Source organism: Streptomyces dioscori, from assembly GCF_003024195.1.
GTDB classification, from domain to species: Bacteria; Actinomycetota; Actinomycetes; order Streptomycetales; family Streptomycetaceae; genus Streptomyces; species Streptomyces dioscori.
The window spans coordinates 1-13,490 of sequence record NZ_KZ679052.1; the positions used below are offsets into that span (position 1 = coordinate 1).

General features: G+C 66.9%; 14 protein-coding genes. 9 read left to right on the forward strand and 5 right to left on the reverse strand.

All coding sequences use genetic code 11. From position 1 onward, the window contains the following. The 3 genes from C6Y14_RS32105 to dnaA form a co-directional block, all read right to left on the reverse strand. Nucleotides 1–308, reverse strand: a 308-nt coding sequence (locus tag C6Y14_RS32105) for an NAD(P)-binding domain-containing protein (RefSeq protein WP_225891383.1), incomplete at its 3' end; no start/stop codon positions are given. Between the two features lie 129 nt (nucleotides 309–437). Then, the gene (dnaN, locus tag C6Y14_RS32110) at nucleotides 438–1,568 is read right to left on the reverse strand and encodes a DNA polymerase III subunit beta (protein WP_107020400.1); all 1,131 of its coding nucleotides are present in this window, start codon (nucleotides 1,566–1,568) and stop codon (nucleotides 438–440) included. 954 nt (nucleotides 1,569–2,522) lie between these two features. Further along, on the reverse strand, nucleotides 2,523–4,412 hold the full coding sequence (gene dnaA, locus C6Y14_RS32120) for a chromosomal replication initiator protein DnaA (protein ID WP_107020401.1): 1,890 nt from the start codon (nucleotides 4,410–4,412) through the stop codon (nucleotides 2,523–2,525). A gap of 418 nt (nucleotides 4,413–4,830) precedes the next feature. On the opposite strand from dnaA, the gene rpmH reads away from it, so the two are divergent. The 9 genes from rpmH to C6Y14_RS32165 all read left to right on the forward strand — a co-directional run bounded on the left by rpmH (nucleotide 4,831) and on the right by C6Y14_RS32165 (nucleotide 11,910). After that, nucleotides 4,831–4,968 (forward strand): 50S ribosomal protein L34, encoded by a 138-nt coding sequence (gene rpmH / locus C6Y14_RS32125; RefSeq protein WP_003967884.1) that lies wholly within the window; start codon nucleotides 4,831–4,833, stop codon nucleotides 4,966–4,968. A 20-nt stretch (nucleotides 4,969–4,988) separates the two neighbouring features. Further along, entirely contained in the window at nucleotides 4,989–5,360 is a 372-nt protein-coding gene (gene rnpA, locus C6Y14_RS32130) for a ribonuclease P protein component (RefSeq protein WP_107020402.1), read from the forward strand. After that, nucleotides 5,357–5,722, forward strand: coding sequence for a membrane protein insertion efficiency factor YidD (gene yidD, locus C6Y14_RS32135; protein WP_107020403.1), 366 nt, complete (start codon nucleotides 5,357–5,359; stop codon nucleotides 5,720–5,722). Before rnpA ends, yidD begins: the two co-directional genes overlap by 4 nt. A gap of 3 nt (nucleotides 5,723–5,725) precedes the next feature. Further along, on the forward strand, nucleotides 5,726–7,030 hold the full coding sequence (yidC, locus tag C6Y14_RS32140; protein ID WP_107020404.1) for a membrane protein insertase YidC: 1,305 nt from the start codon (nucleotides 5,726–5,728) through the stop codon (nucleotides 7,028–7,030). A gap of 19 nt (nucleotides 7,031–7,049) precedes the next feature. Beyond that, on the forward strand, nucleotides 7,050–7,562 hold the full coding sequence (locus tag C6Y14_RS32145) for a Jag family protein (protein WP_107020405.1): 513 nt from the start codon (nucleotides 7,050–7,052) through the stop codon (nucleotides 7,560–7,562). A 139-nt stretch (nucleotides 7,563–7,701) separates the two neighbouring features. Next, nucleotides 7,702–8,418 (forward strand): 16S rRNA (guanine(527)-N(7))-methyltransferase RsmG, encoded by a 717-nt coding sequence (rsmG, locus tag C6Y14_RS32150; protein ID WP_107020406.1) that lies wholly within the window; start codon nucleotides 7,702–7,704, stop codon nucleotides 8,416–8,418. A gap of 374 nt (nucleotides 8,419–8,792) precedes the next feature. Then, on the forward strand, nucleotides 8,793–9,866 hold the full coding sequence (locus C6Y14_RS32155; protein WP_107020407.1) for an AAA family ATPase: 1,074 nt from the start codon (nucleotides 8,793–8,795) through the stop codon (nucleotides 9,864–9,866). Further along, nucleotides 9,863–10,966 (forward strand): ParB/RepB/Spo0J family partition protein, encoded by a 1,104-nt coding sequence (locus C6Y14_RS32160; protein WP_107020408.1) that lies wholly within the window; start codon nucleotides 9,863–9,865, stop codon nucleotides 10,964–10,966. The genes C6Y14_RS32155 and C6Y14_RS32160 overlap by 4 nt, the downstream gene beginning before the upstream one ends. A gap of 326 nt (nucleotides 10,967–11,292) precedes the next feature. Next, nucleotides 11,293–11,910 carry a GNAT family N-acetyltransferase gene (locus tag C6Y14_RS32165; RefSeq protein ID WP_107020409.1) on the forward strand — a complete coding sequence of 206 codons (618 nt, stop codon included), beginning with the start codon at nucleotides 11,293–11,295 and terminating at the stop codon, nucleotides 11,908–11,910. 110 nt (nucleotides 11,911–12,020) lie between these two features. Here C6Y14_RS32165 and trxA read toward each other — a convergent pair whose 3' ends face one another. Continuing rightward, nucleotides 12,021–12,353: a thioredoxin gene (gene trxA, locus C6Y14_RS32170; protein ID WP_107020410.1), complete on the reverse strand. Its 333-nt coding sequence runs from the start codon at nucleotides 12,351–12,353 to the stop codon at nucleotides 12,021–12,023. Nucleotides 12,354–12,396: 43 nt separating this feature from the next. Continuing rightward, nucleotides 12,397–13,365: a thioredoxin-disulfide reductase gene (gene trxB / locus C6Y14_RS32175; protein WP_107020411.1), complete on the reverse strand. Its 969-nt coding sequence runs from the start codon at nucleotides 13,363–13,365 to the stop codon at nucleotides 12,397–12,399. Nucleotides 13,366–13,490: the final 125 nt, after the last annotated feature.

Genomic DNA, 13,490 nt, shown 5'->3' on the forward strand with positions numbered 1-13,490 from the left:
CCCTTGGCCGCCAGCTCCTCCGCGTGCTTCTCGTCGTCCGTCCAGCGCGAGTTGCCGCCGTCCACGACCACGTCACCCGGCTCAAGCAGCTCGCCGAGCTCATCGACGGTGGACTGGGTCGCGGCACCGGCCGGAACCATCACCCACACCACCCGCGGACCCTTGAGCTTGCCCACAAGCTCCTCAAGGCTGTGGACATCGGCGAGATCCGCGTTGCGGTCGTATCCGATGACGGTGTGGCCTGCGCGGCGAATGCGCTCGCGCATGTTGCCGCCCATCTTGCCGAGGCCGACGAGACCGAGCTCCATCAGGTTGTTCCTTCACTAGCGATGTGGCAGGAGGGCACTTTCGTACCTGCGCCCGAGCCTAAACCCGGACTCTCCTGCACACCTGTGGGCATAGCCGCTCAGACGTATGCCCTCACCTGCGGTTCTTCGTCAGCCGCTGAGCCGCACCGGCATGATCAGGTACTTGTAGGCCTCGTCCGCCTCGGCGTCCAGCGCGGGCCTGCCGCTGAGGAGCGCCGGCTTGGTGGACGTCGTGAAGGAGAGCTGCGCGACCGGGGAGTCGATGGCGCTCAGTCCGTCGAGCAGGAACGTCGGGTTGAAGGCGATCGAGACGTCGTCGCCCTCCAGCTGGGCGTCGACCCTCTCCACAGCCTGTGCGTCGTCGCTGGATCCTGCCTCCAGGATCAGCACGCCCTGCTCGAAGCTCAGCCGCACCGGGGTGTTGCGCTCGGCGACCAGGGCCACACGCTTGACGGCCTCCACGAAGGGGGCGGTCTCGATGACGGCGATCGAGTTGAACTCCGTCGGGAACAGCGAGCGGTACTTCGGGAGGTCGCCCTCCAGCAGACGCGTGGTCGTACGCCGGCCCGCTCCCTCGAAGCCGATCAGGCCCTCACCGGCTCCGGAGCCGGACAGTGCCAGGATCACGCTGTCGCCGCTCGTGAGGGCCTTGGCGGTGTCCAGGAGCGTCTTGGCGGGCACCAGGGCGACCGCGGACGCCTCCGGGTTCTCCGGCTTCCACAGGAACTCGCGGACGGCGAAGCGGTAGCGGTCGGTGGACGCCAGCGTGACCGTGTCGCCCTCGATCTCGATGCGCACACCGGTGAGCACGGGCAGCGTGTCGTCCCGGCCCGCCGCGATGGCCACCTGGGCGGCGGCCGAGGCGAAGACCTCACCGGGGACGGTGCCGGTCGCGGACGGCATCTGCGGCAGCGCCGGGTACTCCTCCACAGGCAGTGTGTGGAGGGTGAAGCGGGAGGAGCCGCAGACCACGGTCGCCCGTACACCGTCTGTGGAAATCTCCACCGGCCGGTTGGGGAGGGCGCGGCAGATGTCGGCGAGCAGGCGGCCGGAGACGAGCACCGTGCCTTCCTCGTCGATCTCCGCGTCCACGGAGACGCGTGCCGAGACCTCGTAGTCGAAGCTGGAGAGGCTCAGTGCGCCCTCCTCGGCCTTCAGAAGGAGGCCGGCGAGCACAGGCGCCGGTGGACGGGCCGGGAGGCTGCGTGCCGCCCAGGCCACTGCCTCCGCGAGTACGTCGCGTTCCACCCGGATCTTCACCGTTGCCGCCTCCGTCTGTTGCCGGCGCTCTCGCCCTGCTCGGTCTTCGTCGTCTGACTCGGCGTTGCTCAGCCCACCGATGGGCCGGTCGCCGGGGACCAGTCTGACGCACCGCACTGACAGTCGGTGCCTCTCGGGGTCAAGTCGTTCCGAGCGGCAGTCGAGGCTCCGAGCGTGAGTTGTGCACAGCCCAGACTTCGAAACGGTTCTCAGGCTCTCTCTAGTTGTCAGTAGTAGTAGGGGCTGTGGATACCGTGGATAACCCCGTTTTCGCAGCTCAGAGCATGTTTTTTGTCCACTGACCCTGTGGGTGGAGGCGGTGGATAACACGCCTCTTCTGTGGACGGCGAAAAGTTCTGCACACTCCGTGCACAGGCAGGGGGTACTTCTCCCCAGCGCCGTCCCCAGCTTTACCCACGTTCCCCACAGCCCAACCCGGCACCTTCGTGTGACGCCTTTCACTCGACCCGGTGAGAACGCGCGTCGTGTTGCCGAACAGTGGACAGCGATGTGGAGAAGCTGACGATCACTGGGGACAACTGCCCCTAGCCTGTGGGTCGCCGGTGGACAACTTCCCGCACAGCCTGTGGATCTTTTCTTTGTCCACAGGCTGTGGAGATCTTTTGTCCACGGATCCACAGGCGACTGAGCTGGGCTGATTCTCTTTCAGCTGCCGTGCCTGTGGACACGATCTGGACAACTTCGCAGTCCCCAGGGTGTGGACACAAGAAAGTCCCCGAATCTGTGGAGGGCGCCCGTAACCAGGCGCGTAATCGAACAGCTGATGGCTGTCGGGTAACGGCGGAACGGGTCCGGACGGGCCCCGAGAGGCATCCCGGAGGGTTCTGGAGGGGTTCTGGAGGGGTTCCGAGGCCCTGAAAAGGGTGCCGGAACGGCGAAGGCGCCCTCGGGAGCGAGCCCCGGGGCGCCTTCGGCGACGTACCGCTGTGGGTGTCAGCCGTTCTTGATGCGGTTCGTGAGTTCGGTGACCTGGTTGTAGATCGAGCGGCGCTCCGCCATCAGCGCGCGGATCTTGCGGTCGGCGTGCATCACGGTCGTGTGGTCGCGGCCGCCGAACTGCGCGCCGATCTTCGGCAGGGAGAGGTCCGTGAGCTCACGGCAGAGGTACATGGCGATCTGGCGGGCCGTCACCAGGACCCTGCTGCGCGAGGAGCCGCACAGGTCGTCCACCGTGAGGCCGAAGTAGTCGGCGGTGGCCGCCATGATGGCCGGCGCGGTGATCTCCGGGGACGAGTCCTCACCGCCGGGGATCAGATCCTTGAGGACGATCTCGGTGAGACCGAGGTCGACCGGCTGCCGGTTGAGCGACGCGAACGCCGTCACCCGGATCAGCGCGCCCTCCAGCTCACGGATGTTGCGCGAGATGCGGGACGCGATGAACTCCAGCACCTCCGGCGGGGCGTTGAGCTGCTCCTGCACCGCCTTCTTACGGAGGATGGCGATACGGGTCTCCAGCTCGGGCGGCTGGACATCCGTGATCAGACCCCACTCGAAGCGGTTCCGCAGCCGGTCCTCCAGCGTCACCAGCTGCTTGGGCGGCCGGTCGCTGGAGAGCACGATCTGCTTGTTCGCGTTGTGAAGCGTGTTGAAGGTGTGGAAGAACTCCTCCTGCGTCGACTCCTTGTCCGCCAGGAACTGGATGTCGTCGACGAGCAGGATGTCCATCTCGCGGTACCGCTTGCGGAAGCTGTCGCCCTTGCCGTCGCGGATGGAGTTGATGAACTCGTTGGTGAACTCCTCCGAGCTCACGTACCGCACCCGCGTGCCCGGGTAGAGGCTGCGCGCGTAGTGCCCGATCGCGTGCAGCAGGTGCGTCTTGCCGAGCCCGGACTCCCCGTAGATGAACAGCGGGTTGTACGCCTTGGCCGGCGCCTCGGCGACGGCGACCGCGGCCGCGTGCGCGAAACGGTTCGAGGCCCCGATGACGAAGGTGTCGAAGAGGTACTTCGGATTGAGGCGCGCGGTGGGCTCACCGGGACCCGTCGCGGGCGCCGGCTGCGCGGCCAGTGGGCCCGGTGCGCCGCTGGAGGCGGGCAGCGACGAGCCGACGGGGCCGCCGCGGTGGACATGGCCCATGCCGGACGGGGACGGCGGCTCGGACCGGTCACGGCGGTCCGGACGCTGGTCGTAGTCCGAGCGGGGCTGGTCGTAGTCGGGCCGCTGCTGCTCGTAGTCGGACCGCTGGTCGTACGGCGAGCGGCCCGGCTGCTGCCGGTAGTCCCGCGGAGGGGACGCGTAGGGATCGCGGTCGGGGAAGCCGAGCCGCTGCTGCTGCCAGCCGTAGTCGTCCTGCGGGGGCCGCGGCCAGGCACCCGGTTCGGGGCGCTGGTAGTTGGGGTACGCGGGGCGGGCCGTCGGCAGCTGGTCCTCGTGGGAGGGCGGCTGCTGGTCGGAGCGGCCCTGCGGGTGGTCGTCCATACGGTCGTCCGCGCGGTGCCGACCGTACCCGCGGTAGCCGTCGCGGCCCTGCGAGGGCGGGCGCTCGGGCTCCTCGTACCGCTGCTGCGACTGCTGGACGGGCGGCGCCGACTGCGAAGGGGGTTCCCCCATGGAGTCGTCGACGGTGATCGCGATCCGGATCGGCCGTCCGCACTCGCGGGTCAGCGTCTCGCTGACGATCGGGGCCAGGCGCCCTTCGAGGACGCTCTTGGCGAATTCGTTCGGGACGGCGAGCAGTGCGGTGTCCGCCACCAGCGCCAGTGGCTGACAGCGCTTGATCCAGCGCTCGTCCTTCGTCTCGACACCCTGTCCGCGGCCCTCCCCGAGAAGTTGCTCCAATACTCGTGGCCACACTGCGGCAAGATCGGCAGGTACGTCAGCCACAGGGCACGCTCTCTCACGGGTCCCACGAACGTGTGATTCCTGGGACGGGTCGGGTTGTAACTCGGTGAACGGGGTGGACGAAGCCGCTGGAGCGGCCGGAACGAATGAGATGGAGCGGAGAGAAGGGAACGAACCGGAGTCCGGCCACGGTAGTCAGGGCGACCCATGCGGTTCAAGTTGTTGTCCCCAGCCTGTGGACAGTGTCTCCCGAGCGGCGCCGGTTTGACCGGATGGCGTAGCCGCGCGTACCGTGACCAGGTCGAGTTGTCGATGGCTGCTGCCGCCTGCCTCCGATGGGCACAGATCGCGAAGAGTGATCGGGAAGCGGTGCACTCGGGCGTAATGCGAGCTACTCGTTGGCGCACGGTGACAGCCAGGACGGCACTCCGCCGCCACCGATTCTTTCTGGAGCCCCCGAGTGAGCAAGCGCACCTTCCAGCCGAACAACCGCCGTCGCGCCAAGACCCACGGCTTCCGCCTGCGGATGCGTACCCGTGCCGGCCGCGCGATTCTCGCGAACCGCCGTGGCAAGGGTCGCAGCAGCCTGTCCGCCTGATTACCTAAACAGGTCATGACGTGCTGCCTACCGAGCATCGGCTGAGGCGGCGCGAGGACTTCGCGACCGCGGTACGCCGAGGACGCCGGGCCGGACGCCCGCTCCTCGTCGTCCACCTTCGTAGCGGTGCAACAGACCCGCACGTGCCTGGGGAGAGCACTCCCCCGACGCGTGCGGGTTTCGTTGTCAGCAAAGCCGTGGGCGGAGCCGTCGTACGCAACGAGGTGAAGCGTCGGCTTCGCCATCTGATGCGTACGCGAGTGGCTCGGCTGACCCCCGGTAGCCTGGTAGTCGTACGAGCGCTGCCCGGTGCGGGCGACGCCGACCATGCACAGCTGGCCCGAGACCTGGATGCCGCCCTGGAGCGGCTGCTGGGAGGGGGCGCGCGATGAAGTACCCGCTGCTGGCTCTCATCAAGATGTACCAGTGGACCATCAGCCCGTTGCTCGGGCCGGTGTGCAAGTACTACCCGTCGTGTTCCCACTACGGGTACCAAGCCATCGACCGGCACGGTGCGATCAAGGGAACGGCACTCACCGCCTGGCGCATCCTGCGGTGCAATCCGTGGTCGCTGGGCGGTGTGGACCATGTCCCGCCGCGCAAGCGTCCGCGGTGGCACGAGATGCCGCGCAACGCCTGGCGTGCACGCAAGGGCGGGAACTCCGCCGCCGAACCGGCCACCGAGGGGCACGGTATGTCCAACCATCCCTCAAGCCCGGCCGCCGAGACCCCGTCCCATGCTCAAGGAGCCTGATAAGTGGACACGATTGCCAGTATTTTCAGCTTCATCACGACACCCGTTTCCTGGGTCATCGTCCAGTTCCACTCGGTGTACGGCGCCATCTTCGGCCCCGACACGGGCTGGGCCTGGGGCTTGTCCATCGTGTCCCTGGTGATCCTGATCCGTATCTGCCTGATCCCGCTCTTCGTGAAGCAGATCAAGGCCACCCGGGCGATGCAGACGCTGCAGCCCGAGATGAAGAAGATCCAGGAGCGCTACAAGAACGACAAGCAGCGCCAGTCCGAAGAGATGATGAAGCTGTACAAGGAGACGGGTACCAACCCACTCTCCTCGTGCCTTCCCATCCTGGCGCAGTCGCCGTTCTTCTTCGCCCTGTACCACGTGCTGAACAGCATCGCGTCGAACGACACCATCGGCGTGATCAACAACCGGCTGCTGGAGAGCGCGCAGAAGGCCCACATCTTCGGTGCCCCGCTGGCCTCGAAGTTCACGGACAGCAGCGCCAAGGTCCAGGAACTGGGCTCCACGATCACCGACGTGCGCGTCGTCACGGCGATCATGATCGTCCTGATGTCGTTCTCGCAGTTCTACACGCAGCGTCAGCTGATGACGAAGAACGTCGACACCACGGTGAAGACGCCCTTCATGCAGCAGCAGAAGATGCTGATGTACGTCTTCCCGGTCATGTTCGCCGTCTTCGGTATCAACTTCCCCGTCGGTGTCCTCGTCTACTGGCTGACCACCAACGTGTGGACCATGGGCCAGCAGATGTACGTCATCCGCAACAACCCGACGCCGGGTTCCAAGGCCCAGGCCTCTTACCTGGAGCGCCTGACGAAGCACATCACTCAGCACGGCAAGACCCGTGGCCGCGGACAGAAGGCCATCGTCAAGGCCATCGTCGCCAAGGGCCGTGACCGCAACGAGTTCGAGCGCAAGTTCATCAACGGTCTGACCAAGGCAGGTCTGGCGGCTCAGGCCGACGGCAACGTGGTGAAGAGCGAGGCCTCGACCCTGGTCGAGACCGAGGACGGCACCCCGGTGGCAGGCGCGGCTCCCAAGCGCCAGCAGCCCAAGCGGCAGAGCAAGTCCCAGCGGCAGTCGGGCCCGGTCCAGGGCGCTGCCAAGGCCGCGGGCGAGTCCGAGCCGAAGACCTCCCTCAGCAAGTCCGACGAACCGCAGGACGCCAAGCCCGGCTCCAAGCCCGCGGGTGGCAAGCCCGCGTCCGGCGGTAAGGCCGCGTCCGGTGGCACCCGCAGCAAGGCCCAGTCCGGACAGCGCAAGGGTCCGCAGCGGCCCAAGTCCCCGTCCAAGAAGTAAGCAAGAAGGAGTCCATCCCGTGACGGAAGGCACCACCTCCGCTGCCCCTGAGGGTGGCGACACCCTGACCCGCCTGGAGCAGGAGGGCGAGATCGCGGCCGACTACCTTGAGGGTCTGCTGGACATCGCCGACCTCGACGGCGACATCGACATGGATGTCGAGGCCGATCGTGCGGCTGTCTCGATCATCAGTGATTCCAACAGCCGCGACCTGCAGAAGCTGGTCGGCCGTGACGGCGAGGTGCTGGAGGCACTCCAGGAGCTCACACGCCTGGCCGTGCACCGGGAGACCGGCGACCGCAGCCGGCTGATGCTGGACATCGCGGGCTATCGCGCGAAGAAGCGTGAGGAGCTCTCCGAGCTGGGCGCGAAGACGGCGGCCGAGGTCCGGAGCTCCGGAGAGCCGGTCAAGATGGACCCGATGACGCCCTTCGAGCGCAAGGTGGTGCACGACGCCGTCAAGGCGGCCGGCCTGCGCAGCGAATCCGAGGGCGAAGAGCCGCAGCGCTTCGTTGTCGTGCTCCCTGCCTGATCAAGCACGTCGCACTCCCGGCCCCGTCTGTGTTCGCAGGCGGGGCCGAATTTTGTCAGCCCGGCGTGTGTCGATAGTTCCTGATAGTCCTTGTAGTCAGCGCGTCATGCGCTCAAGCGGTACGGAAGGACGGTTCCCCGTGACGGAGGCAGCGGAGCTCCCCCCTGCGCCCGAGCAGGCTCGGGCGGTATTCGGTGATCGCTTCGCGGACGCGGTTCGGTTCGCGGAGTTGTTGGCCGACGTGGGAGTTCAGCGCGGTCTGATCGGTCCTCGTGAAGTGCCTCGTCTGTGGGAACGGCATCTGTTGAACTGTGCCGTGCTCTCGGAAGTGGTTCCGGAGGGCGTGACCGTGTGCGACGTCGGGTCCGGGGCCGGCCTGCCCGGCATCCCCCTGGCCCTGGTCCGCACGGACCTCAAGATCACACTGCTTGAGCCGCTGCTGCGGCGCACGAACTTTCTCAACGAGGTCGTCGAGCTGCTCGGGCTCGACCATGTCACCGTCGTCCGTGGACGCGCCGAGGAGGTCCTCGGCAAGCTGCCTCCGGTCCATGTGGTGACGGCCCGGGCGGTGGCCCCTCTGGACCGCCTCGCGGCCTGGGGAGTCCCGCTCCTGCGTCCGTACGGAGAGATGTTGCTCCTCAAGGGCGACACCGCGGAGGAAGAGGTCAAGAACGCCGGAGCCGCCCTGAGTAAGCTCGGAGCCGTCGACACCTCGGTGCTGCACGTCGGCGAGGGCGTTGTGGAGCCCCTGGCCACGGTGGTGCGAGTGGAGGTCGGAGAGAGCCCAGGCGGTGTGCGGTTCGCGGCCAAACGGGCGAAGGCGGCACGGACGGGGAGGACCCGCAGGCGCCGCTGATCCCGGTCCGGCCTGGACGCCGGACGCTGGGAGTACGTCGTCGGGGCGGAGACCTGGTGACTGATCCGTCCTGACGACGAGACGTACTCCACACAAGCTGCCAAACCTATGCATGCCGGAGTGTCGCACGATGGCGGCCCCGCGCGCTGTGCATCGTGTTTCACGTGAAACGTCGCTCATTGCTGCACGGCATCATCGGTCGCGGTCGCGCCGCAGCCGAACCCCGCGACCGTAACCCGCTGGGATCCTTGGGATCCTTCGGGAAAAGAGCCTCTCCTGTCCGAAGCGCGTCCCTCGAAGAGGGCACGGAGTTGTCCACAGAGGTGGATTTCTCCACAGAAGCACGGGCCTCGCTGGTTCACGACCCCGATGGCATGGGAGGCTCTGTTCATTGCGAGCCTGAAGTCGAGGAGAGTGAATCCTTGCGGTCCGACGCCAACATCGCGGGACCGATGACCGATCCGGTCCCCGGTCCCCGAACCGAGTCGATCGGGGACGATGTTTCACGTGAAACACCGCCCCCGATGGACGACACTCCCATCGGTCGTGCTGCCCAACTTGCTGTGGAGGCTCTAGGTCGAGCCGGCGAGGGCCTGCCACGGCCCGAGCAGACCCGCGTCATGGTGGTCGCCAACCAGAAGGGCGGGGTCGGAAAGACCACGACCACGGTCAACCTTGCTGCCTCTCTCGCGCTGCACGGCGGCCGCGTCCTGGTGATCGACCTGGATCCCCAGGGCAATGCGTCCACCGCGCTGGGCATCGACCATCACGCCGAGGTTCCGTCCATCTACGACGTGCTGATCGACAGCAGGCCACTCTCCGAGGTTGTTCAGCCGGTCCCAGACGTCGAAGGCCTCTTCTGCGCACCTGCCACGATCGATCTCGCCGGTGCGGAGATCGAGCTGGTGTCCCTGGTGGCACGTGAGAGTCGGCTGGAACGAGCGATCCTGGCGTACGAGCAGCCGCTCGACTACATCCTCATCGACTGCCCGCCCTCCCTGGGACTGCTGACGGTCAACGCGCTCGTCGCGGGCGCAGAGGTCCTCATCCCGATCCAGTGCGAGTACTACGCACTGGAGGGTCTGGGCCAGCTGCTGCGCAACGTCGACCTCGTCCGGGGACACCTCAATCCCAACCTGCACGTGTCGACGATCCTGCTCACCATGTACGACGGCAGGACCCGTCTTGCGTCCCAGGTTGCTGACGAGGTGCGCAGCCACTTCGGCGAAGAGGTACTGCGCACGAGCATTCCGCGCTCGGTCCGTATCTCCGAAGCCCCCAGCTATGGGCAGACGGTGCTGACCTACGACCCGGGATCGAGCGGTGCCCTCTCCTATCTTGAGGCGGCGCGCGAGATCGCATTGCGCGGAGCGGGCGTGGCCTACGACGCGCAACACGCCCACATGGGCGCACACAATGAACAGAGCATGGTGGAGGGGATCCAGTGAGCGAGCGACGGAGGGGGTTGGGCCGTGGTCTCGGCGCACTGATCCCTGCTGCCCCGACAGGGGAGAAAGCAGTACCGCCGGCGATGGGCGGAGCGTCCACCTCGCCGGGAGCCGTACCGGTGCTGACCGCCGAGCGCGGGGTGGCGGCGGCCAAGGTCGCCTCACTTCCGCCGGCCCAGGTTTCCCCTGAGCCGGAAGAGCCGTCGGTGAGCGTATTCGGGGAGGCTCCGGCGGCACCTGTGGGTGCGTACTTCGCTGAGCTGCCCCTCGACTTCATCACGCCGAACCCGCGTCAGCCGCGAGACGTGTTCGACGACGACGCTCTCGCCGAACTCGTCACCTCCATCAAGGAGGTCGGGCTTCTTCAGCCGGTCGTCGTACGGCAGGCAGGGCCGACGCGCTACGAGCTCATCATGGGCGAGCGGCGCTGGAGGGCCTGCCGTGAGGCGGGGCTTGAGGCCATCCCGGCGATCGTGCGTGCCACGGACGACGAGAAGCTCCTCCTGGACGCACTGCTGGAGAACCTCCACCGGGCGCAGCTGAACCCGCTGGAAGAGGCTGCCGCCTACGACCAGCTGCTCCAGGACTTCAACTGCACGCACGACCAGCTGGCCGACCGCATCGGACGGTCACGCCCTCAGGTCTCCAACACCCTGCGGCTGCTGAAGCTCTCGCCGTCGGTCCAGCGCCGTGTGGCCGCCGGGGTTCTCTCCGCAGGACACGCCAGGGCTCTGCTCTCCGTTGCCGACTCGGAGGAACAGGACCGACTGGCTCATCGGATCGTGGCCGAGGGACTCTCGGTGCGGGCCGTCGAGGAGATCGTCACCCTCATGGGTTCGCGGCCGCAGTCGGCTCCGCGTTCCAAGGGACCAAGGGCCGGTTCTCTGCTCTCCCCGGCGCTGAACGATCTCGCGGGTCGTCTCTCGGATCGTTTCGAAACCCGGGTGAAGGTCGACCTCGGCCAGAAGAAGGGCAAGATCACCGTCGAGTTCGCCTCCGTGGAGGACCTGGAGCGCATTCTCGGCTCACTCGCTCCTGGTGAGGGGCCGGTACTGCAGAAGAGCCTCCTGGACGACGACTCCGAGGACACGGAGTCCTGAGTATTTGATCGGCCGGTCGGCTGCGACAGACCGGCCAGTGGAGCGGGCCGTGTCCGGTGTGTGCCGGAACACGGCTCGCTCTTTGCTTTCTGTCGGTATCGATGGAATCGCATCGTCGATACGATGCGTTCGGGTATGGCGCATTCACCTGGCAGTACCTTCTGTGGGGAGGCGGAGGTCATGCGAACGGTGAGCCGCACAGGACTGGTGAGCGCGGGTCTGGGGCTGGGTGCAGTCGGAGGGTTCGTCGGCAGCCTGCTCAGGGAACGGAGCGCTCTGACAGCCGCCCGCGATGCCGCGGGCGAGGGAAGCGAGGAACTGCCTACATGGGGCGCCGGCTCGTACCGCTCACGCTGGACAACCTTCAGGACCTTCCCAAGCGCTGTCGCGCGTGTGTCTTCTGGGAGTTGGACCCAGTCAGCGGCCAGGCCGCGGTAAAGGCAGGCACTCCCGACCTGGAAAAGGAGGCGTGGATCTCCGCCGTTCTGCTTGAGTGGGGATCCTGCGGCCGGGTCGTCTACGTGGACGACGCTCCGGTGGGCTTCGTGATGTACGCACCGCCCGCCTATGTACCGCGCTCCACGGCATTCCCCACGAGCCCGGTCTCGCCCGACGCGATCCAGTTGATGACGGCCTTTATCCTGCCGGAGTTTCAAGGGCAGGGGCTCGGGCGTGTGATGGTCCAGACGGTTGCCAAGGATTTGCTGCGGCGAGGCTTCAAAGCCATCGAGGCCTTTGGGGACGCCCGGTGGAAGGAGCCAGCCTGTGTCCTTCCCGCCGACCACCTGCTGGCTGTGGGCTTCAAGACCGTCCGGCCGCACCCGACGTACCCGCGGCTGCGTCTGGAGCTACGGACGACGCTCTCCTGGAAGGAAGACGTGGAGTTGGCGCTCGACCGGTTGCTGGGGGCCGTACAGAAGGAACCAGCCCTGCGCCCGCTGTAGAGGGGGCCGTACGGGGCATACGAAATGGGCCGACCCGTCGGGGTCGGCCCATTCATGTTTCACGTGAAACATCGTCGCTCACGAGCGACGGCTTGCCGTATTACTCGGCATTACTCGGAGATGAAGTCCTCAAGGTCCCGCACGATCGCGGCCTTCGGCTTCGCACCCACGATGGTCTTGGCTACTTCGCCGCCCTGGTAGACGTTCAGGGTTGGGATGGACATGACGCCGTACTTGGCGGCCGTACCCGGGTTCTCGTCGATGTTGAGCTTGACGATCTCGATCTTGTCGCCGTACTCGGCGGCGATCGCCTCAAGGGACGGCGCGATCTGGCGGCACGGACCGCACCAAGCGGCCCAGAAGTCCACCAGTACGGGCTTCTCGCTCTTCAGTACGTCCTGCTCGAAAGAGTCGTCTGTCACGTGCTTCAGGGTGCCGGCCACGGCGGGCTCCTTAACTGGTTGGTGCGGTGGGGCGGATGGGGGGTCAGACAGTGGTCTTCTCGGGCTCCGCAGGCTCGCCGTCCGCAAGGGCGGCGAGGAATCGCTCGGCGTCGAGAGCTGCGGAGCAGCCGGTGCCGGCCGCGGTGATCGCCTGACGGTAGGTGTGGTCGACGACGTCGCCGGCGCCGAAGACACCCGTCAGGTTCGTGCGGGTCGAGGGCGCCTGGACCTCCAGGTAGCCCTCCTCGTCCAGGTCGAGCTGACCCTTGAAGAGCTCCGTGCGCGGGTCGTGGCCGATCGCGATGAACAGGCCGGTGACAGGCAGCTCGGACGTCTCGCCGGTCTTGAGGTTGCGCAGCTTCAGGCCTGCGAGCTTCTGGTCGCCCTGGATCTCGGCCACCTCGCTGTCCCAGACGAACTTGATCTTCGGGTCGGCGAAGGCACGCTCCTGCATCGCCTTGGAAGCGCGCAGCGTCTCGCGCCGGTGGACGATGGTCACGGACTTGGCGAACCGGGAGAGGAAGGTTGCCTCCTCCATTGCGGTGTCGCCGCCGCCGATCACGGCGATGTCCTGGTCCTTGAAGAAGAAGCCGTCACAGGTCGCGCACCAGGAGACGCCGCGTCCGGAGAGGGCGTCCTCCTTCGGCAGACCCAGCTTGCGGTGCTGCGAACCGGTGGTCACGATGACGGCCCTCGCGCGGTGGACGGTGCCCGCGGTGTCCGTGACGGTCTTGATCTCACCGCTGAGGTCGACCGAGACGATGTCGTCCGGGATCAGCTCGGCACCGAAGCGCTCGGCCTGCGCCCGCATGTTGTCCATGAGCTCGGGGCCCATGATTCCGTCCTGGAAGCCGGGGAAGTTCTCCACCTCGGTCGTGTTCATGAGGGCACCACCCGCGGTGACGGCGCCCTCGAAGACCAGCGGCTTCAGTGAGGCGCGCGCGGTATAGAGCGCCGCCGTGTAGCCGGCGGGGCCGGAGCCGATGATGATCACGTTACGGACGTCGGTCACGGCTTGATTCCTCGTCTCTGGGGACTGCTACGTACGACCGGGGGAGCTTCTCTCGGAACTCTCACCCCATCCAACGGATCCTAAGGGGCGCGCATTCCCACTGTGTCCGGGCACACGAAGACGAG